Origin of the sequence: Pseudomonas sp. PSE14 (assembly GCF_029203285.1) — a bacterium.
In the GTDB taxonomy this organism is placed as follows: domain Bacteria; phylum Pseudomonadota; class Gammaproteobacteria; order Pseudomonadales; family Pseudomonadaceae; genus Pseudomonas.
On record NZ_CP115669.1, the window covers coordinates 3593479 to 3612126 of the forward strand.

An 18648-nucleotide genomic window follows, 5' to 3' on the forward strand; every position below is an offset into this window, starting at 1 on the left:
CTTACTACAAGGAAAACTTATTTTCGAAATTTGATAAATCGATTTCAGTTATTTGTTCGGAATTGTTTCCATCCCTCCACCGTCACCCCATGGCAACGGCACCACGACAATTCCTGCGCTTCTGACCCGCACCGCAAGGACGGTGCGACGTGCTCCTTCTCTTGAAACAAGAACGACAAGAACAAGAAAGGCGTTACCTCACTGACTGCCGGCACAGCACAACTACAACAACGAGGTCGGAACATGCTTACCCCACAAGGCAACGCAACACCCCGCTCACCTCTGGCGTCGATCCAGCGCTGGCGCTGGCAGATCTTCGCCATCACCTGGCTGGCCTACGCGGCCTTCTACTTCACCCGCAAAGCCTTTTCGGTAGCCAAGCTCGGCATTGCCGAAGACCCCAGTTTCCATCTCGACAAGGCCATGATGGCCAACCTCGACGCGACCTATCTCGCCGCCTATGCCGTCGGCCAGTTCACCTGGGGCGTGCTGGCCGATCGTTTCGGCCCGCGGGTGGTCGTGCTCGGCGGGCTGCTGATCTCAGCCGGCGCGGCAATCGTCATGGGCACCTGGGCGACGCTGCCGGTGTTCGCCACCTGCATGGTCGTCCAGGGCCTGGCGCAGTCCACCGGCTGGTCAGGGTTGTGCAAGAACATCGGGAGCTTCTTCGCCACCCATGAACGCGGCCGCATCCTCGGCCTGTGGAGCACCTGCTATGCCTTCGGCGGGCTGGTGGCCTCGCCGTTCGCCGGCTGGTGGGCCTACTCCATCTTCGGCACCTGGCACGCGGCGTTCTACTCCAGTGCCGCCGTGGTGGGCGGCGTGGCGTTGCTGTTCCTCCTGCTGCAACGCAATCGCCCGCAGGATGTCGGTCTGCCGCCCGTGGAAGACGAACCCGAAGCGGTTCGCTACGCCGGTTTCAAACCCGAGGGGCAGAACCCCGGCGTCGGCGAAACCCTGCGCCTTGTGCTGGGCAACCGTACCGTACTGACCCTCGGGCTGGCCTACTTCCTGCTCAAGCCGGCGCGCTACGCCATCCTCCTCTGGGGACCGGTGATCGTGTACGAACGCATGCCCGGCCTGGGCAAGGTTGGCGCGGCCATCCTGCCGACCTCCTTCGAGATCGCCGGCCTGCTCGGTCCGATCCTGATCGGCCTGGCCTCGGACAAGCTCTTCGGCGCGCGGCGCATGCCGGCCTGCGTGATCAGCCTGATCGGCCTGACCGCCTGCCTCGCACTGTTCGTCCCGGCCATGCAGACCGGCAGCAGCCTGCTGGTGTTCGGCCTGCTGTTCATGATGGGCCTGACCCTCTACGGACCGGATTCGATGATCAGCGGCGCCGCCGCCATCGACTTCGGCACCGGCAAGGCCGCTGCCACCGCCGCTGGCTTCGTCAACGGTTGCGGCTCGGTCGGCGCGATCCTCGGCGGGCTGCTGCCGGGCTACTTCGATACCTACTCGGTGTTCATCGGCTTCACCGTTGCCGCCCTGGTGTCGGCCGGCATCCTGCTGCCGCACTGGAACAGCCTGCCCGAAGGTACGGCGACCAACGCGCGCGTACCCAACCGCTCCGTCAAGGTGCGCATGGCGCGCTCCTGATTCCCCGGCACAGGGAAGTGCCCCAGCCCTACAAGGTCACCCCATGAACATAGAACGCTTTGGTGTGGTACAGCGCCGCGCCGAAATGGTCCTGCACGCCCACACCCTCTACATCGGTGGGCAGGTCGCCAGCGACACCAGCGCCGATATCGAAGGCCAGACCCTCGAGGTACTGCTCGGGATTGAACGACTGCTGGAAAGTGTCGGCGGCGACCGCACGCATCTGCTGACGGTGCGCATCCTGCTGGCCCGCCGCGAGGACTACGCCGGGCTCAATCGCGTGTGGGACGCCTTCTTCCCCTTCGGCCACGCCCCGGCCCGCGCCTGCACCCTGGCAGAACTGATCGATCCGGCATGGCGCGTCGAGATGATCGCCACCGCCGCCCTGCCCAATCGCTGAACACGGAGAATCCCATGCGTCCCTTCTGGCTTGAACAGGCCCTGCAGCACGATCAGGAGCGCGCCGCGCCGCTCCAGGAGAACACCCGCGCCGATGTCTGCATCGTCGGCGGCGGCTACACCGGTCTGTGGACTGCGATCATGCTCAAGGAGCAAAACCCGGAGCTCGACGTGGTGATCGTCGAGGCCGACATCTGCGGCGCCGGCGCCAGCGGTCGCAACGGTGGCTGCGCGCTGTCCTGGTCGGCCAAGTTCTTCACCCTCGAACGATTGTTCGGCCTGGCGGAAGCGATTCGCCTGGTGCAAGCGTCCGAACGCAGCATCCACGCCATCGGTGAGTTCTGCCAGCGCTACGGCGTGGATGCCGACTACCGCCTCGACGGCACGCTGTATACCGCCACCAACGCCGCCCAGGTCGGCGCCACCGACGGCGTGATCGCGGCGCTGGAAAAGCATGGCATCAACTCCTTCAGCAAGCGTCCGCTGGAAGATGTGCAGCGTATGGCCGGTTCGCGCAAGCATCTGGAGGGCTGGTTCTCCCCTGCCGCCGCCAGCGTGCAGCCGGGCAAGCTGGTGCGCGGCCTGCGGCGCGTAGCGCTGCAACTGGGCGTGCGGCTGTACGAGGGCAGCCCGATGATCGGCCTGGACCACGGCCGGCCTGCCACCGTGCGGACCACCCTGGGAGCGGTGAGCGCCGACCGCGTGGTGCTGGCGATCAATGCCTGGATGGCGCGCGCCTTCCCGCAATTCGAACGCAGTGTGGCGATCGTCTCCAGCGACATGGTGATTACCGAGCCGAGGCCGGACCTGCTGGCAGAGATCGGCCTGACCTCCGGCGTCACCGTGCTGGATTCGCGCATTTTCGTGCACTACTACCACAACACCCCGGACGGCCGGATCATGCTTGGCAAGGGCGGCAATACCTTCGCCTACGGCGGACGCATGCTGCCGGTGTTCGATCGGCCGTCGCCCTATCTGGGGCTGCTCAGGGAAAGCCTCAATGAATTCTTCCCGGCCTTCGCCGACGTTCCCATCGCCGCCAGCTGGAACGGGCCGTCCGACCGCTCGGTGACCGGCCTGCCGTTCTTCGGCCGGTTGGGCGAACCAGGCAACGTGTTCTACGGATTCGGCTACTCGGGCAGCGGTGTCGGGCCCTGCCACATGGGCGGGCAGATACTCAGCTCGCTGGTGCTGGGGCAGGACAACGACTGGACGCGCTCGCCACTGACCCAGGGCCCGCTGGGGCATTTCCCGCCGGAACCGATTCGCTACGTTGGCTCGCTGATGGTGCGCAACGCGATCCGCCGCAAGGAGCATGCGGAGGATCGCGGCCACCGGCCGCGCCGCCTGGACGTAAGGCTGGCACGCTTCGCCGCGGCGGCTGGCAAGGCCGACAAGGCCTGACGCGTTGCCCTCACCTGCCGGCTGAGGGAATGGGCGGGGCACGCTGCGTGCCTCGCCCTTTTTTCAGAGCCGCCCGCAGCGCACAGGGCGCACGGCGGTCTTGTGCCCTTCGCTCCGTACGAATAATAATAATTATCATTTGTAAATTATTCCTGCTGGACGCCCCTGTGAGCACTTCCAACCTCGACGCGGTCTTCCTGGCCCAGCGCCTGCCACTGCTGCGCACGCTGGTGCGGATGGTGAACAACCCGAGCATTGCCGAAGACCTGGTGCAGGAAACCTACCTGCGCGTCGCCCGCACCCTGCTCGAACGCCGCATCGACCACCTCGAACCCTTCCTCTTCCAGACCGGCCGCAACCTCGCGCTGGACCACCTGCGTCACCTGCGCATGCAATCGCGGACCCTGCTCGACGACGTTCCCACCGAGGTGCTTCAAGCCGTGCCGGCGCCCAGCTCCAGCGCCGAAGACCAGCTCCACGCGGAGAAACTGCTGGAGCGCCTGGGCGCCACCCTCGGCCAGCTCAGCGAGCGCCAGCAGCGCATCTTCATCCTCAGCCGCCTGCATGGCTGCGGCTATGCGGAAATCGCCGAGCAGCTCGGCGTTTCGCCCAGCACGGTGCAGAAGGAGCTGAAGCTGATCATGGCGATCTGCGTCGGCCTGGTCAGCCGCCTCGAGGAGACGGTATGACGGACTATCGTTCGCCTGCCGATTCGACAAGAATACGCGGCCCTCAATCCCAGGATCATGCCGAGGAACGCCCCGTGTCCCACGCCACGCCGCCCGATGACCCGCAGATGGCCGAAGCCCTCGACTGGTTGATGCTCGAGGACGACATGGACGCCGCGACGCGCCAGCGCTTCGAGGCCTGGCTTGCCGCCAGCGAAGGCAACGCGCGGGCCTACCAGCGGGTACGCGATGCCTGGCAGTCACCGCTGCTGACCACCGCGGCGGCGCGCCTGGAGCAACGACTCGCGGCGCCGCCGCGCCGACGGCCGCTGTGGAAGCCGATAGCGACCGCCGCGGTGCTGGTCCTGGCGGTCGGCGCCGCCCTGCAGAGCGACCTGCTGCTGCGCTTGCGCGCCGATCACCTGACCGCCGTGGGCGAACGGCAGAACCTCAATCTGGCGGACGGCTCCCGGGTCCTGCTCAACACCGACACCGCCCTCTCCAGCCGCATCGACGAGCAACAGCGCGTCGCTCACCTGTACCGCGGCGAGGCGTACTTCGACGTCGCCCATGACCGCAACCGCCCCTTCGAGGTGGAAGCCGGGCCGGTGCAGGTGACGGTGCGCGGCACCGCCTTCGCCGTGCGCTACCTGGGCAACGAGGCGGAAGTCAGCGTGCAGCGCGGCGAAGTGGACCTGCGCACGCCGCTGGACGACGCCCGCATCAGCCTCGGCGCCGGCGACAGCATCCGCGTCGGTCCGCAGGGCTTCGGCGAGCGCCAGCACAGCGCCGAGGGGCAGGCACAGCTGGCCTGGGTCAAGGGCCGCATGGTGTTCGAGAACTGCCCGCTCAGCCAGGTGCTGGCCGAGCTGCGGCGCTACTACCCCGGCTGGATCGTCAATACCAACGAGCGCCTGGCGAACGTCAGCGTCACCGGCAACTGGCGCCTGGACGACCCGCTGGGCGTGGCGCGCTCACTGGCCCGGATCGCCTCCGCGCAATTGCACGAATACCCGAAACTGCTGATCCTCGACTGATCGTCCCCTCCTGAACAGAAAGTATTTTTACGCCGTCGCGCCGGCTCGTTCGTTTAGTCAGAAGCCAATGCAATAGATTCGCATTTACGAATGCGAACAAAGACTGACTAAGAGAGCCCTTCGATGCCCATCGCTTCTTCGCGTGCCCCTCTGCGCCACCCCGCCCGCACCTCCCTGCTGGCCCTTTCCATCGGTCTGGCCAGTCTGCCGGCAACCTCCGTCCTCGCGGCGGACACGGCAGGCAGCCAGGCCCAGGCCGGCTACCGTTTCGACATCCCCCGCCAACCACTGGCCCAGGCGCTGAACGCCTTCAGCGCGGTGACCGGCTGGCAGGTGGGCGTCGCCGGCGAGCTGGCCGATGGCATCGAGTCACCCGGCATCAACGGCCGCCTGCCGGCCGCCCAGGCATTGAAGGGCCTGCTCGCCGGTACCGGCCTGGGCGCCCGCACCCTGGGCCCGCGCAACGTGGTGCTGGAGCGCAACCTGTCGAGCGTGGCGGAAATGCAGCCGCTGACCATCACCGCCACCCGTCAGGCGCAGAGCGTGACCCTGGTGCCGAGCACGGTGAACGTGGTCGACCGCAGCGAACTGGACCGCAAGAACGTCAACACCATCAAGGAACTGGTGCGCGACATGCCTGGCGTCTCCGTCGGCGGCACCGGCAACCGCGCCGGCACCACCGGCTACAACATCCGCGGTATCGATGGCGACCGCGTGCTGACACAGATCGACGGCGTCGAGATTCCCGGCGGCTTCTTCAACGGCCCCTACGCGCAGACCGAGCGCAACTACGTCGACCCGGAAATCGTCAAGCGCGTCGAAGTGCTGCGCGGCCCGGCCTCGGCGCTCTACGGCAGCAACGCCATCGGCGGCGCGGTCAGCTACTTCACCCTGGATGCGGACGACATCATCAAGGACGGCCAGGATGCGGGGGCGCGCCTGAAGACCGGCTACAGCTCCGCCGACGACAGCTGGCTGACCTCCGGCACCGTGGCCGCTCGCTCCGACAGCTTCGACGGCCTGCTGCACCTGAGCCAGCGCAATGGCCACGAGACCGAATCCTACGGCAGCACCGGCGGCACCGGCCTGTCGCGCACCGAGGCCAACCCGCAGGACGTGCGCACCACCAACGTGCTGGCCAAGCTGGGCTGGAAGTACGCCGAGGGCGAGCGCTTCGGCCTGGTCTACGAGAAGTACAAGGACGACCGCGACACCGACCAGAAGAGCGCCTATGGCGGCCCCTACTACGGCGGCAAGCCGACCATCCCGGACAGCATGCTGCCCGGCGGCATGTACCAGTGGCGCACCGGCAACGACACCATCACCCGCGAGCGCTTCGGCCTGGAACACCGGCTGCTGCCGGGCAGCGCAGTGGCCGACCACGCCCGCTGGACCTTCAACTACCAGACCGCCAAGACCGACCAGAGCACCGAAGAGTTCTACTACCCCATCACCCGCCAGGTACTGCGCACCCGCGACACGCTGTACAAGGATCGCCAGTGGGTGTTCGACCTGCAGCTGGACAAGGCCTTCCTCGTCGGCGAGACCGATCACCTGCTGACCTACGGCACCACCCTGAAGCGGCAGAAGGTCACCGGCTACCGCGAGGGTGACGCCACGTGCCTGGCGATCGGCCGCGGCTGCACCGCCGTTGGCGCGCCCAGCTCCATCGCCAGCGACAGCCTGGCGCGCAGCAGCGACTTCCCCGACCCCACCATCGATACCTACGGCCTGTTCGCCCAGGACGAGATCCGCTGGAACGCCTGGACCTTCCTGCCCGGCCTGCGCTACGACTACACACGCCTGAAGCCGCACATCACCGAGGAATTCCTCAACACCGTGGACCAGAGCGGCGAAGGCGAAGTCAGCAGCGAGGACAAGACCTGGCACCAGCTCTCGCCCAAGCTCGGCGTGACCTACGCCTTCAACGACAACTATCTGTGGTATGGCCAGTACGCCCAGGGCTTCCGCACCCCGACCGCGAAGGCGCTGTACGGCCGCTTCGACAACCCCGGCACCGGCTACCGCGTCGAGCCCAACCCCGACCTCGATCCGGAACGCAGCCAGAGCTACGAGACCGGCCTGCGCGGCAACTTCGAGGAAGGCTCCTTCGACGTCGCGGTGTTCTACAACAAGTACCGCGACTTCATTAACGAGGACGCCATCACCCCCGGCTACAGCGAGCCGACCTTCCAGAGCAACAACATCAAGAACGCCATCATCAAGGGCGTGGAGCTCAAGGGCCGCCTGGAACTGGGCGCCTTCGGCGCACCGCAAGGCCTCTACACCAAGGGCGCGGTGGCCTACGCCTACGGCCGCAACAAGGACACCGGCGAGCCGATCAACAGCGTCAACCCGCTCACCGGCGTGTTCGGCCTGGGCTACGACGAACAGGCCGGCCGCTACGGCGCCCTGCTCGACTGGACCCTGGTCAAGCGCAAGAACCGCGTCGACGACAGCAACTTCAAGGCCCCCGACGGCACCAGCAGCCAGTTCAAGACCCCGGGCTTCGGCGTCCTCGACCTGACCGGCTACTACAAGCTGACCGACGACCTGACCGTCAACGCCGGTCTCTACAACCTCACCGACAAGAAGTACTGGCTGTGGGACGACGTGCGCGGCTACGACAGCGTCGGCGAAGCCTCTGTGCTGGCCCCGGCCAACCTCGACCGCCTGACCCAGCCGGGCCGCAACTTCGCGGTCAACCTGGTGTGGGATATCTGAGGGCTGATTCACGGACGCGGGGTTCACCCCGCTGTCTGCGATGTTCGCGAGCAAGCTCGCTCCTACGAAGAGCGTGACGCCAACCTGTAGGAGCGAGCTTGCTCGCGAACCCGCCCGACTCCAGAAGCATCCGGTAATGACAACCTTTACGCGATCCCCAAGCTGATTCGTCTCGTCAATAAAGCCCAGAAATTTCAAGGAATTGGACATGACCACCATGGAACTCCCCGCCCTGCGCTCGCAGCGCCTGAACGCGCTGACCCATGCCCCGCACGAGCGCCTCGACCATGCCGTGAAGGCCCGCGAGCCCTTCTCCAGCCGCGAGCGTTTCGCCCACTTCGTGGTCGCCCAGTACCTGTTCCAGTCCGAGCTCCAGGCGCTCTACCAGGACGCCGAGCTCGGCACGATCTTCCCCGACCTGCCGCAGCGCTGCCGCGCCGAACAGGCCCGCCTGGACCTGGCCGACCTGGACACCGAGGTACCCGCCCCCGTAGCCGGCGCGCTGGCAAAACCCAGCCGGGCCCACGCCCTGGGCTGGCTGTTCGTTTCCGAAGGCTCCAAGCTCGGCGCCGCCTTCCTGATCAAGCGCGTGGCCGCCCTGGGCCTGGACGAGAACATCGGCGCCCGTCACCTGGGCGAGCCAGAAGGCGGCCGCGCCGAGGGATGGAAGCGCTTCACTCGCACCCTCGACGCCCTGGAGCTCAGCGAGGCCGAAGAACGTGAAGCCGAGGCCGGCGCCATCGCCGCTTTCGAGCGCTTCGCCCACCTGCTGCAGCACAGCTACGACCGTGCTCCCGCCACCGTCTGACGCGGCCCCGCGCGTGCCCGCCGAAGCGGCGCACGCCACCACGCCCGGCCCTGCCCGCTCGCGTCTGGCGCGCATCGCGTTCGCGCTGCTCGCCTACACCAGCCTGGGCGTGGGCATGGTCGGTCTGGTGGTGCCGGGGTTGCCGACCACCGAGTTCGTCCTGCTGGCCGCCTGGGCCGCCGCGAAAAGCTCGCCGCGCCTCGCCGCCTGGCTGGAGAATCACCGGCTGTTCGGCCCGATCCTGCACAACTGGCGCAATGGCCGCGCCGTCGCCCGCCGCGCCAAGATCAGCGCCAGCGTCGCGATGCTCGCGGCCCTGGCGATCATGCTGGTCACCCTGCCCCACGGCCTGTGGCTGTACGCGGTGATCCTCGGCATGGCTATTGGCAATCTGTGGATCTGGTCGCGTCCGGACATGCCCAAGCCGTAGTCAGCGCACGGGCGCGGGCCTATGCTGGAAGTCCGATCCACACTGCCAGCCAGAGCCATGAGCCAACCCACCAGCAAAGTCGACGCCGTCCTCGCCGAAGCGCAACGCCGCCGCGAAAGCAGCTACCGCGAAAAGGCCCTGAAGATGTATCCCTGGATCTGCGGCCGCTGCGGCCGCGAGTTCAGCGGCAAGCGCCTGAGCGAACTGACCGTCCACCACCGCGACCACAACCACGACAACAACCCCGAGGACGGCTCCAACTGGGAGCTGCTGTGCCTCTATTGCCACGATAACGAGCACCAGCGGCAGGTGGACTTGCACTACCAGAACAGCAACGACGCCGGCGCCAAGGGCCCGAAGGTCACCCACAAGGGGCTGGCCGGGCTGGCGGACCTGCTGAAGAAGAAGGAAGACGGGCAGGCCTGACGGCCGCCCAGTCCCTCGTAGGAGCGGATTTATCCGCGATCCGGCTGCAAGGCCGGCCACGTCAATCGCGGACGGAGTCCACTCCTACGGGTGCCCTGTCATTACGCCGAAGGTCGGTTTGCCTGTAGGAGCGAGCAAGCTCGCGAACGAGCCCCGCTGCGGAGTCAGCGGAGTCATTCGCGAGCAAGCTCGCTCCTACAAAAGGCCGATCAGGCGCTTCGAACTCAACCGCGAACGGTTGTACGCCCTACGACGAAGATCAGCGAAGGCCAGCGACGATCTCCAGCGAACGCAGCCGCAGCTCGTGGTCGTAGATGTCGCTGGTGAAGATGATCTCGTCCACCCCGGTCTGCTCCAGCAGGATTTCCAGGCGGCTGCGCACCTTCTCCGGACCGCCGATCACCGCCAGGCCGAAGAAGTTGCCCACCGCATCCTGCTCGTGAGGCAACCACAGCCCGGCCATGCTCTTCACCGGTGGTTTCTGCTTCAGGCTGTCGCCACGGATCAACGCCAGCACGCGCTGGAAGGCGGTGGTCGCCAGGTACTCGGCTTCCTCGTCGGTGGGCGCGGCGATCAGCGGCACGCCGATCATGGCGTAAGGCTTGTCGAGCACCGCCGAGGGCTGGAAGTTCTCGCGGTAGATGCGCAGCGCATCGTGCAGGTAACGCGGCGCGAAGTGCGAGGCGAAGGCGTAGGGCAAGCCCTTCTGTGCGGCCAGGTGGGCGCTGAACAGGCTGGAGCCCAGCAGCCAGATCGGCACGTTGGTGCCCTCCCCCGGAATCGCCAGCAGCGACTGCTGCGAGCGACGCGGGCCGAGGAGCATTTCCAGCTCGGCGACCTGCTCGGGGAAGTCGGCTCCGTCGCCCAGGCGGTCGCGGCGCAGTGCACGCATGGTGGCCTGGTCGGCGCCCGGCGCGCGGCCCAGGCCGAGGTCGATGCGGCCCGGATACAGGGTTTCCAGGGTGCCGAAGTTCTCCGCCACCACCAGCGGCGGATGGTTCGGCAGCATCACCCCGCCGGAGCCGACGCGGATACGCTCGGTCTTGCCGGCGATGTGGCCGATCAGCACGGCGGTGGCCGAGCTGGCGATGCCGTCCATGTTGTGGTGCTCCGCCAGCCAGTAGCGGGTAAAGCCCAGGCGCTCGACGTGGCGGGCGACCTCGACCGCGTTGTGCAACGCCTCGGCAGCGCTGCCCTGGTCGCGCACGGGCACCAGGTCGAGCATGGAGAAAGCGATATCGGACAGGGACTTCATAGGCACTCCGCTTCGGGTCACGCAGACGCCGTAGATGGGCGTCGCGGACATGACTTTGAGCGTGACTCTATCGACCACCTCCCCCGCTGACCACTCGTCGGGATCGATAGTGCTCATGAAGGCCAGTGATAAAGGAAATAGCGGGATGCCATCATCGCTTCACGCAACCGTCACCCCGTTGTCATGCGCAGCCCACAGAATGCCTCCCAGCTGAAGGACCAGCGCCCATCCAACAGAAAGCCCGCGATCAGCGGGCTTTTTGCTTTATGGCACGGGCCTCAACGGTTCTTCACCATCTCGAACAGCTTCAGGCGATCGCTCAGTTCCTGCAGGGTATGGCGGAACGGGTCGTGCTGCTCGCTGGTGGTCGGGTCGGCGAAATTCCATACGATCACCTCGCTGGAGCTGGGCAGCTCCTCGCCTTCGCTGCTGGACTTGTCGCACAGGTCGATCAGGTAATCGAAGTGCTGGCCGCTGAACTCGTCGATGGATTTGCTGCGCAGCCCCTCGGTGGAAATGCCGGCGTGCTCCAGCACCTCGCGGGCGCGCGGATCGATGGCGCTGGGGCGGATACCGGCGCTGAAGGCTTCGAAGTGCTCGGCATCGGAATGCCGCAGCAGCGCTTCGGCCATCGGCGAACGGGCATCGTTGGCGACGCAGACGAACAGGACTCGGCGTTTCTCGGTCATCACTACCTCGGCACGGGACGCGGGTTCGGCCCCCTTATACGCCAGGTTTTGTGACAACGCCGTGTCGAATCGATGAAGGCGTCCGGAATCAACCCAGCACGATGTAGTCGCTGCGTTGCACCACCCCGCGATGCTCGCCGGCCAGCAGGTGGACGTAACGGCCACCGGCCCGGTCGATGGGCAGGCAATCGTCGACGTCCAGCAGGGCATCGGTATGCGGCTTGTCCCAGCCGCGCGGCAGGCGATGCTTGCCCAGCGCCTTGGCCTGCGCCGCATCGCGGGCGACCACCAGCAGGTAATGGTGCGCCTCGCCGAACTGGCCGGGCTCGTAGCCGCCCAGGTTGATGAAGAACAGCCGTGGCTCGCCCGGCGCCGGCTGCTGGTCGCTGAAGGCCACGCGATAGCCGTCGATGCCATCGACCTCCAGCCAGGAGTCGATGTGCAGGCCCTGCGGGCTGCCGAACCAGGCGTCGCGCAATTGCGGATAGCTGGCCTCCAGGCTGTCCGCCACGGCGAACACCACGTCGTGCACTTCGATCTTCGCGCGCGGATGACGTCCGCCCAGCATTACCACCAACAGCATCGCACCCACTCCTTTCGACTGCGGCCGCTCTGCAACGGCCATTTCCCGATAACGGAACGCATCCTAAGAAAAAAACACCCCAATCGCTATATAGGCTTGTATATTTTGATTCCCCGTATCCGCCCCGCCCGATCCATGAACACAAGCACTGCCTCCCAGCGCTCCCGCAATGCACGTCCCAGCCTCAGCATTCGTGACCGCAATCGCCAGCGCATTCTCCTCGCCGCAGGCGAGGAGTTCGCCGACAAGGGCTTCAGCGCCGCCAAGACCCAGGACATCGCCCTCCGCGCCGAGGTGCCCAAGTCCAACGTCTACTACTACTTCCAGACCAAGGAAAACCTCTACCTGCGCCTGCTGGAAAACGTGGTGGACGCGGTGCTGGAAGCCTCCGCCCTGCTGCGCGAATGCGACGATCCGGCCTGGGCGCTGCCCGCGCATATCCGCGCACGCCTGCACATCGCCCGCCAGTGGCCGCAGGCGTACAAGGTCTTCGCCAGCGAAATGCTCCACGGCGCTGCGCACCTGCCACGGGAATGGCTGCAGCGCCTGCGCGCGGAATCCGCCCGCAGCCTGGAATGCATCGCCGCCTGGATCGACCGTGGCCTGCTCGCCCCGGTGGACCCGCAACACCTGCTGCTGAGCATTTCCGCGGCCACCCGCACCTACGTGGATTTCGACTGGCAGATCGCGATGATCACCGGCAAGCCACAGCCGGAAGCCGGCGACTTCGAAGCGGCGGCGGCGACCATCATCCGCCTGGTCCTGCGCGGCACCGAGCCCGAGCCGGCGACCCGGCTGCGCCCCTTGCCGCTGTAACACTCGGCGGAGGCTGCACTACGCTTGGGATGTCTGCACGGCCACGCGCCGTGCCCACATCCGCCTGGGAGACGCCATGAAATCGCTAACGACCGCCGCCTCGCTGCTGATTTTCACCTCGCTCGGCGTGGTGCAGCCTGCTGCCGCCGCCATCCCCATGCTCAATTACGACTGCCCGAACGACATCCAGGTCCACACCGACGAGGGCGGGCCGGTCTACATCAACGGCAAGGAAGCCAAGATCAAGCAGAGCAACGACAAGTACATCGAGGCCAAGGGCGAAGGCGTGACCGTCTCCATCAGCCTCAACGACGACGGCACCGCCACCGTGTCCTACACCGGGCCCAAAGGCGCCAACGGGGTCTGCGAGCCCGCCGAAGGCGACTGAGTCCGGCTCAGGGCTTTTTCGGCGCCCGCGCCAGGCAGCGCTTGTAGCGCTCATCCACGCGCTGGGCGAACCAGGCGGTGGTCAGCTGGCGGGTGATCTTCGGGCTGTGCAGCGTGATGCCCGGCAGTATCGCCCGTGGCAATGGCTTGCCGGCAGCGCGCTCGCCCAGCGCGAAGACCTTGGTGTAAAGCGTCGACTTGGCGAACTCCGGCGTATCGCCCTTCTCCAGATCGCGACGGATGTCCCGCTCGCTCATCCCCAGGCGCGGCGCCAGGGTGCGCACGGCCTTCTCGGTACTGCCGGCGTCGTAGCTGCCCGGCAGGATCAGGTCGCCGTCCAGTGCCAGGGTGATGCCGCTGGCCTCGCTCACCGCGCGCTGGAAGGCGGCGTTGCGGCTGGCGTACCAACCGGCATTGAAGTCGGCAAAGCGATACAGCGGCTGCGAATAGTCCACCGGGTAACCGAGCAGATGGGCGATGCCGAAGTACATGCCGCCACGCCGGCTGAACACCTCGCGACGGATACTGCCATCCACCGGGTACGGGTAATTCTCGGCGTGAGCCTGGGCGAAGGCGATGCTGACCTGCATCGGCCCGCCGGTATGTACCGGGTTGAAGCGGCCGAAGAGCTGCTGGCCCAGCGGTACGCCGCCGATGAAGTCATCGAAGATCGCGCTCAGCTCCTTCTCCGTACGCACCGCCGCCAGGCGCTGGCTGTAGCTGCGCCCGTTGGGCGACTTCAGGCTCAGTGCGGCGTCGATCAGGAGGCCCGGCACATGCAGCTTGCCGGCGCGCCGGTCGATCTCGCCACGGGCGATCTTGCCCAGCCCGGGCACGGCGGGGTCGGCCGTGTAGTTGGATTCCTGCTCGGTCACCGCCAGCACCGAGCAGAGGTTCTGGGTGGTTGGCGCGATGCGCTGGGCGCTGAACGCAACCTGGATGTCCCGCGCCCAGCCGGGGCGGTCGGCGACGCTGGCCGGCATCAGCTTCGCCACCGTCGCGCGCACTTCTTCCGGGGTCGCCTCCGGCGCGCTCGGCCGGGTGCCGCAACCGGCCAGCGCCATCAATGCGGCCAGGCCCACCAGATGTAGAGACTTGATTCGAGGGAGAGGCCAGTCCAGGCCGGGGGTATCTGCCGTCGGGGCAGCCGCATTCATAGTCCGTTCCTTGCTTGGAGACCGCCTACAGGACCTTCGCCGGGCGGCGCAGGTTCCCGAGCATTGTCAGCCAAGCAGGGATTTCAGCGCCAGGCCAGCCGCCGCAGGTCGAAGCTCCAGCCCCGCTGCATGCCGGCGGCGGCCAGCAGGATAGCGACCACGCCAAGCCATTGCAGCGCCGTCAGGCGGTGGCCGAAGGCGAACCAGTCGACGAAGATCGCCGCGATCGGATAGATGAACGACAGCGCGCCGGTCAGCGCCGTCGGCAGCCTCTGAATGGCACCGTAGAGCAGCACGTACATGATGCCGGTATGGACGATGCCCAGGGTCGCAAGGCTCGCCCAGGCGGTGCTGGCCTGCGGCAGCGGCGAGAGGTTCGCCCAGGGCGCCAGCAGTAGCACGCCGGTCACCGCCTGGATCAGCGCGATCAGGTGCGGCGGCACCCCGCTCAGACGCTTGATGATCAAGGCCGCCAGCGCATACAGCGCCGCCGCGCCAAGCGCCAGGGCAATGCCGCCGAGGTAATCGCTGCCCGCCTGCCCCGCCTCGCCGTGCGCACTGACGATGGCCAGCATGCCGAGGAAGGAAACGCCCAACCAGGCCATCTTCTGTGCACTCAACCGCTCGCCGAGGAACAGCGCACCCAGCAGCACCAGCAGGAACGGTTGTACGTTGTACACCGCCGTACCGATGGCGATGGACGCCCGCGAATAGGAACCGAACAACAGCACCCAGTTACCGACGATGGCCACGCCGCTGAGCAACGCCAGGCCGAAGGTGGCGCGGGTGAGGATACCCGGCCGCAGGAAGCCCATCAGGCCGCAGACCAGCAGCAGGGTCGCGGCGCCGAACACGCACCGCCAGAACACCACATCCAGCACCGGTTGCCCGGAGATCACCACCAGCCAGCCGATGGTGCCGCAGATCAGCATGGCGCTGACCATTTCCAGGGTGCCGCGTCGAATCTGCTCGTTCATGGTTCACCTCCTTTCGTTGGTGCTCAGTATGAACGGGTGATTCGGCGCACTCCATCGCCTGACAGAGGCAAAACCCAAGGTTCACCTTTACTATCAAGGCAACTTCCGCCATTTACCTTTCGAGGCCGCCATGACCGACGAAATCGACCAATTACTGATCGCCGCGCTGATGGAGGACTCCCGCCTCTCGCTCAAGGCCCTGGCCCAGGTCAGCAGCCTGAGCGCTCCCAGCGTGGCCGAACGGCTGCGCAAGCTGGAGGAACGCCAGGTGATCACCGGCTACACGGTGAACGTCGACCCGCGCGCCTTCGGCTACCAGTTGCAGGCCATCGTCCGCGTGCGGCCGTTGCCGGGGCGGCTGCAGGAGGTGGAGAAGCAGATCATGGCGATTCCCGAGTTCACCGAATGCGACAAGGTGACCGGGGAGGACTGTTTCTATGCGCGGCTGTGCGTGCGTTCGATGGAGCAGCTCGATGAGTTGCTGGATCACCTGAACGGCTTCGCCGAAACCAATACGGCGATCGTCAAGAAGACCCCGGTAAAGCGGCGGTTGCCGCCGATGGCGTAGGGCATAAATCGGAACTCTTTATCCGCCGGTCACATCCATGGCGGATTATGTTCCATGCGCCGAGTTGCTGTTTGTAGGAGCGAGCTTGCTCGCGAACAGAATTCCCGGTTGCATCGGCGCTAAGCGGTTCGCGAGCAAGCTCGCTCCTACAGGGGGCGGCGCGCGGCTCTTCGTAGGACCTAGGGGGACGCCCAGTCATTTCTCGCGAACGAATCTCCAGGCGGCCTCAGAACAACCCCATCTGCCGATCGATCAGCGAACTGAAGTCATCCTCCACGAACGGCAGGATGGCATCGGCGATCGGCTGCAATTGCCGGCTGACGTAGTGGTCGTAGTCGATGGGCGAGCTGCGGGTCTCCAGCGGCTCCGGGCCGTTGACCGTGATCACGTAGCTGATCCAGCCGCCGTTCTGGTACTGGCGCGGGCGGCCCTGGCGCTGGTTGTACTCGTCGGCGATCCGCGCAGCGCGCACATGGGGCGGGACGTTGCGCTCGTAGTCACCCAGCTGCCGGCGCAGGCGCTTGCGGAAGATCAGCAATTCGTCCTGTTCGCCCGCCAGGGTACGGTTCACGTAGTCGCGGACGAACTCGCGGTACGGCTGGCGCTGGAAGATGCGCAGGTACAGCTCCTGCTGGAACTGCTGGGCCAGCGGCGACCAGTCGGTACGCACGGTTTCCAGGCCCTTGAAGACCATCTCGTCGCTGCCGTCGGCGCGCCGCACCAGGCCGGCGTAGCGCTTCTTGCTGCCCTCCTCCGCCCCCCGGATCGTGGGCATGAGGAAACGTCGGAAGTGTCGCTCGAACTGAATCTCCAGCGCGCTTTCCAGTCCGTACGCCTCGCGCAGATGCTCGCCCCACCACTGGTTGACGTGGCGCACCAGCGCGCGGCCGATCTCCGCCGCCTCGTCCTCGCCATGGGCGCGGCCGAGCCAGACGAAGGTGGAGTCGGTGTCGCCGTAGATCACCCGATGCCCCTGCGCCTCGATCAGCTCGCGGGTGCGGCGCATGATCTCGTGGCCGCGCAGGGTGATCGACGACGCCAGGCGCGGGTCGAAGAAGCGGCAGCCGCTGGAACCCAGTACGCCGTAGAAGGCGTTCATGATGATCTTCAGCGCTTGAGACAGCGGCGCGTTACCCTCGCGCTTGGCGGCGTCGCGGCCCTGCCAGACGCGCTCGACGATGGCCGGCAGGCAGTGTTGGGTGCGAGAGAAGCGCCCGCCACGGAAGCCGGGAATCGAGGCTTCATCGGAGGGATCGCTCAAGCCCTCCACCAGCCCCACCGGGTCGATCAGGAAGGTGCGGATGATAGAGGGGTACAGGCTCTTGTAGTCCAGCACCAGCACCGACTCGTAGAGCCCCGGCCGCGAGTCCATGACGAAGCCGCCGGGGCTGGCCTCCGGCGCCTTGCCGCCGAGGTTCGGTGCCACGTAGCCCAGGCGGTGCATCGGCGGCAGGTACAGGTGGGTGAAGGCCGCCACCGAGCCGCCGCTGCGGTCCGCCGGCAGGCCGGTGACGCTGGCGCGTTCGAGCAGGAAGTCGAGGATGCGGGTCTTGTCGAAGATGCGCGTGACCAGTTCGCAGTCCTTGAGGTTGTATTTCGCCAGCGCCGGCTTGTCCTCGGCGAAGCGGCGGTCGATCTCGGCCATGCGGTCGTAGGGGTTGTCGATCGACTTGCCTTCGCCCAGCAGATTCTGCGCGACGCTTTCCAGGCTGAACGAGGGAAAGCTCCAGAACGCCGAACGCAGCGCCTCGATGCCGTCGATGATCAGCCGCCCGGCCGCCGCGGCGAAGTAGTGGTTGCCGGAGGCATGCTGCCGCCAGCCCATCTCGTCGCCGCCCCGCCCCAGGCGCAGCGGGACGTCCAGGCGCTTGGCGTGTTCCTGCAGCACACGCAGGTCGAACTGCACCAGGTTCCAGCCGATGATGGCGTCCGGGTCGTGCTCGGCCAGCCACTGGTTCAGGCGCTCCAGAATTTCCGCCCGGCTGTCGCAGTACTCCAGCTCGAAGTCACGTTCGCCATCGACGCCATTGGCCGGTCCGAGCATGTAGACCTGACGCTGGCCGCAGCCTTCCAGGGCGATGGAATAGAGGTCGCCACGGATATTGGTTTCGATGTCCAGCGAGACCAGTTTCAGTTTCGGCCGATAGTCCGGCGCCGGGCGCAGTTGCGCTTCGGTGACGCTGCCGGTGTCGCCCGCCTTGCCGCTGAAGGTCACGGGCGCGGTGATGAAGCGCTCCATCAGGTAGCGCTCGGGCGGGCGGATGTCCGCCTCGAACACCTCGACGCCGGCCTCGCGCAGGCGCTTCTCCAGGTTCATCAGCTGGCGATGCTGCTGGCAATAAAGGCCCAGCACCGGGCGCTGCTGGAAGTCGCGCAGACCCAGCGGACGCAGCTCGGCGCCGCGCTCGCCGGCCAGCAGCTTCTCGGCGCGGGCGCGCTGCTCGGCTGGCACGAAGGCCACCGACGTCTGTGGCGGCAGCAGCACGTGCCGGGGGCCTTCGTCGGTGGCCAGCCAGAAGCCCACCTCGGTGCCTTCGGGCGTATCCCGCCAATGTCGGGTCAGGACGAAACCCTGCCTTGCCTCCACGCTCTAACCATCCGTCTGTCGAATCACGCCCCATTCTACCGGTCCGCCCAAGGATTCGTTGCAAGGCGTGTAAATCCGACCGATGCGTTTGACGCACGCCCCGCGTCTGCCCAAGCTAGCGGGCTTTCGTTTGC

The 18648-nt window shown here is 66.6% G+C and carries 18 protein-coding genes; 12 read left to right on the forward strand and 6 right to left on the reverse strand.

The window, feature by feature from the left end; translation table 11 throughout:
* Positions 1 to 243: 243 nt before the first annotated feature.
* The 9 genes from O6P39_RS16330 to O6P39_RS16370 all read left to right on the forward strand — a co-directional run bounded on the left by O6P39_RS16330 (position 244) and on the right by O6P39_RS16370 (position 9495).
* Entirely contained in the window at positions 244 to 1599 is a 1356-nt protein-coding gene (locus O6P39_RS16330) for an MFS transporter (protein WP_275607548.1), read from the forward strand.
* 43 nt (positions 1600 to 1642) lie between these two features.
* Positions 1643 to 1999, forward strand: a complete 357-nt coding sequence (locus O6P39_RS16335) for a RidA family protein (RefSeq protein ID WP_275607549.1) — start codon at positions 1643 to 1645, stop codon at positions 1997 to 1999.
* Positions 2000 to 2013: 14 nt separating this feature from the next.
* Positions 2014 to 3402: an FAD-dependent oxidoreductase gene (locus O6P39_RS16340; RefSeq protein ID WP_275607550.1), complete on the forward strand. Its 1389-nt coding sequence runs from the start codon at positions 2014 to 2016 to the stop codon at positions 3400 to 3402.
* 167 nt (positions 3403 to 3569) lie between these two features.
* Positions 3570 to 4091 (forward strand): sigma-70 family RNA polymerase sigma factor, encoded by a 522-nt coding sequence (locus tag O6P39_RS16345; protein WP_275607551.1) that lies wholly within the window; start codon positions 3570 to 3572, stop codon positions 4089 to 4091.
* A gap of 107 nt (positions 4092 to 4198) precedes the next feature.
* Positions 4199 to 5107, forward strand: coding sequence for a FecR domain-containing protein (locus O6P39_RS16350; RefSeq protein WP_275611963.1), 909 nt, complete (start codon positions 4199 to 4201; stop codon positions 5105 to 5107).
* Between the two features lie 123 nt (positions 5108 to 5230).
* A complete protein-coding gene (locus O6P39_RS16355; protein ID WP_275607552.1) occupies positions 5231 to 7831 on the forward strand; it encodes a TonB-dependent receptor in 2601 nt (866 codons plus the stop codon).
* 208 nt (positions 7832 to 8039) lie between these two features.
* Complete coding sequence (locus O6P39_RS16360) at positions 8040 to 8639, forward strand: biliverdin-producing heme oxygenase (protein WP_275607553.1); 600 nt, start codon at positions 8040 to 8042, stop codon at positions 8637 to 8639.
* 85 nt (positions 8640 to 8724) lie between these two features.
* Positions 8725 to 9069, forward strand: coding sequence for a YbaN family protein (locus O6P39_RS16365; RefSeq protein ID WP_345774679.1), 345 nt, complete (start codon positions 8725 to 8727; stop codon positions 9067 to 9069).
* A gap of 57 nt (positions 9070 to 9126) precedes the next feature.
* Complete coding sequence (locus O6P39_RS16370; protein ID WP_275607555.1) at positions 9127 to 9495, forward strand: YajD family HNH nuclease; 369 nt, start codon at positions 9127 to 9129, stop codon at positions 9493 to 9495.
* A 259-nt stretch (positions 9496 to 9754) separates the two neighbouring features.
* Here the strand turns inward: O6P39_RS16370 and O6P39_RS16375 are convergent, their stop codons facing one another.
* The 3 genes from O6P39_RS16375 to O6P39_RS16385 form a co-directional block, all read right to left on the reverse strand.
* Positions 9755 to 10750: an LLM class flavin-dependent oxidoreductase gene (locus O6P39_RS16375; protein WP_275607556.1), complete on the reverse strand. Its 996-nt coding sequence runs from the start codon at positions 10748 to 10750 to the stop codon at positions 9755 to 9757.
* 278 nt (positions 10751 to 11028) lie between these two features.
* A complete protein-coding gene (locus tag O6P39_RS16380) occupies positions 11029 to 11439 on the reverse strand; it encodes an arsenate reductase ArsC (RefSeq protein WP_275607557.1) in 411 nt (136 codons plus the stop codon).
* 88 nt (positions 11440 to 11527) lie between these two features.
* Entirely contained in the window at positions 11528 to 12022 is a 495-nt protein-coding gene (locus O6P39_RS16385; RefSeq protein WP_275607558.1) for a DUF1543 domain-containing protein, read from the reverse strand.
* A gap of 135 nt (positions 12023 to 12157) precedes the next feature.
* Here O6P39_RS16385 and O6P39_RS16390 point away from each other — a divergent pair, with 135 nt between their 5' ends.
* Entirely contained in the window at positions 12158 to 12838 is a 681-nt protein-coding gene (locus O6P39_RS16390; RefSeq protein WP_275607559.1) for a TetR/AcrR family transcriptional regulator, read from the forward strand.
* Positions 12839 to 12995: 157 nt separating this feature from the next.
* Positions 12996 to 13226, forward strand: coding sequence for a hypothetical protein (locus tag O6P39_RS16395; RefSeq protein WP_275611964.1), 231 nt, complete (start codon positions 12996 to 12998; stop codon positions 13224 to 13226).
* Between the two features lie 7 nt (positions 13227 to 13233).
* On the opposite strand, the gene O6P39_RS16400 is transcribed toward O6P39_RS16395, so the two are convergent.
* Complete coding sequence (locus O6P39_RS16400) at positions 13234 to 14289, reverse strand: DUF1615 domain-containing protein (protein ID WP_275611965.1); 1056 nt, start codon at positions 14287 to 14289, stop codon at positions 13234 to 13236.
* Positions 14290 to 14465: 176 nt separating this feature from the next.
* Entirely contained in the window at positions 14466 to 15359 is an 894-nt protein-coding gene (locus O6P39_RS16405) for a DMT family transporter (RefSeq protein ID WP_275607560.1), read from the reverse strand.
* Positions 15360 to 15489: 130 nt separating this feature from the next.
* Here O6P39_RS16405 and O6P39_RS16410 point away from each other — a divergent pair, with 130 nt between their 5' ends.
* Entirely contained in the window at positions 15490 to 15927 is a 438-nt protein-coding gene (locus tag O6P39_RS16410; RefSeq protein ID WP_275607561.1) for an Lrp/AsnC family transcriptional regulator, read from the forward strand.
* Between the two features lie 226 nt (positions 15928 to 16153).
* Here the strand turns inward: O6P39_RS16410 and O6P39_RS16415 are convergent, their stop codons facing one another.
* The gene (locus O6P39_RS16415; RefSeq protein ID WP_275607562.1) at positions 16154 to 18514 is read right to left on the reverse strand and encodes a DNA polymerase II; all 2361 of its coding nucleotides are present in this window, start codon (positions 18512 to 18514) and stop codon (positions 16154 to 16156) included.
* Positions 18515 to 18648: the final 134 nt, after the last annotated feature.

Excerpts from the sequence above, each read along its gene's own strand:
- O6P39_RS16330 (WP_275607548.1), top strand. The coding sequence starts at position 244 with ATGCTTACCCCACAAGGCAACGCAACACCCCGCTCACCTCTGGCGTCG.
- O6P39_RS16335 (WP_275607549.1), top strand. The coding sequence starts at position 1,643 with ATGAACATAGAACGCTTTGGTGTGGTACAGCGCCGCGCCGAAATGGTC.
- O6P39_RS16340 (WP_275607550.1), top strand. The coding sequence starts at position 2,014 with ATGCGTCCCTTCTGGCTTGAACAGGCCCTGCAGCACGATCAGGAGCGC.
- O6P39_RS16350 (WP_275611963.1), top strand. The coding sequence starts at position 4,199 with ATGGCCGAAGCCCTCGACTGGTTGATGCTCGAGGACGACATGGACGCC.
- O6P39_RS16355 (WP_275607552.1), top strand. The coding sequence starts at position 5,231 with ATGCCCATCGCTTCTTCGCGTGCCCCTCTGCGCCACCCCGCCCGCACC.
- O6P39_RS16360 (WP_275607553.1), top strand. The coding sequence starts at position 8,040 with ATGACCACCATGGAACTCCCCGCCCTGCGCTCGCAGCGCCTGAACGCG.
- O6P39_RS16370 (WP_275607555.1), top strand. The coding sequence starts at position 9,127 with ATGAGCCAACCCACCAGCAAAGTCGACGCCGTCCTCGCCGAAGCGCAA.
- O6P39_RS16375 (WP_275607556.1), bottom strand. The coding sequence starts at position 10,750 with ATGAAGTCCCTGTCCGATATCGCTTTCTCCATGCTCGACCTGGTGCCC.
- O6P39_RS16380 (WP_275607557.1), bottom strand. The coding sequence starts at position 11,439 with ATGACCGAGAAACGCCGAGTCCTGTTCGTCTGCGTCGCCAACGATGCC.
- O6P39_RS16385 (WP_275607558.1), bottom strand. The coding sequence starts at position 12,022 with ATGCTGTTGGTGGTAATGCTGGGCGGACGTCATCCGCGCGCGAAGATC.
- O6P39_RS16390 (WP_275607559.1), top strand. The coding sequence starts at position 12,158 with ATGAACACAAGCACTGCCTCCCAGCGCTCCCGCAATGCACGTCCCAGC.
- O6P39_RS16395 (WP_275611964.1), top strand. The coding sequence starts at position 12,996 with ATGCTCAATTACGACTGCCCGAACGACATCCAGGTCCACACCGACGAG.
- O6P39_RS16400 (WP_275611965.1), bottom strand. The coding sequence starts at position 14,289 with ATGGCGCTGGCCGGTTGCGGCACCCGGCCGAGCGCGCCGGAGGCGACC.
- O6P39_RS16405 (WP_275607560.1), bottom strand. The coding sequence starts at position 15,359 with ATGAACGAGCAGATTCGACGCGGCACCCTGGAAATGGTCAGCGCCATG.
- O6P39_RS16410 (WP_275607561.1), top strand. The coding sequence starts at position 15,490 with ATGACCGACGAAATCGACCAATTACTGATCGCCGCGCTGATGGAGGAC.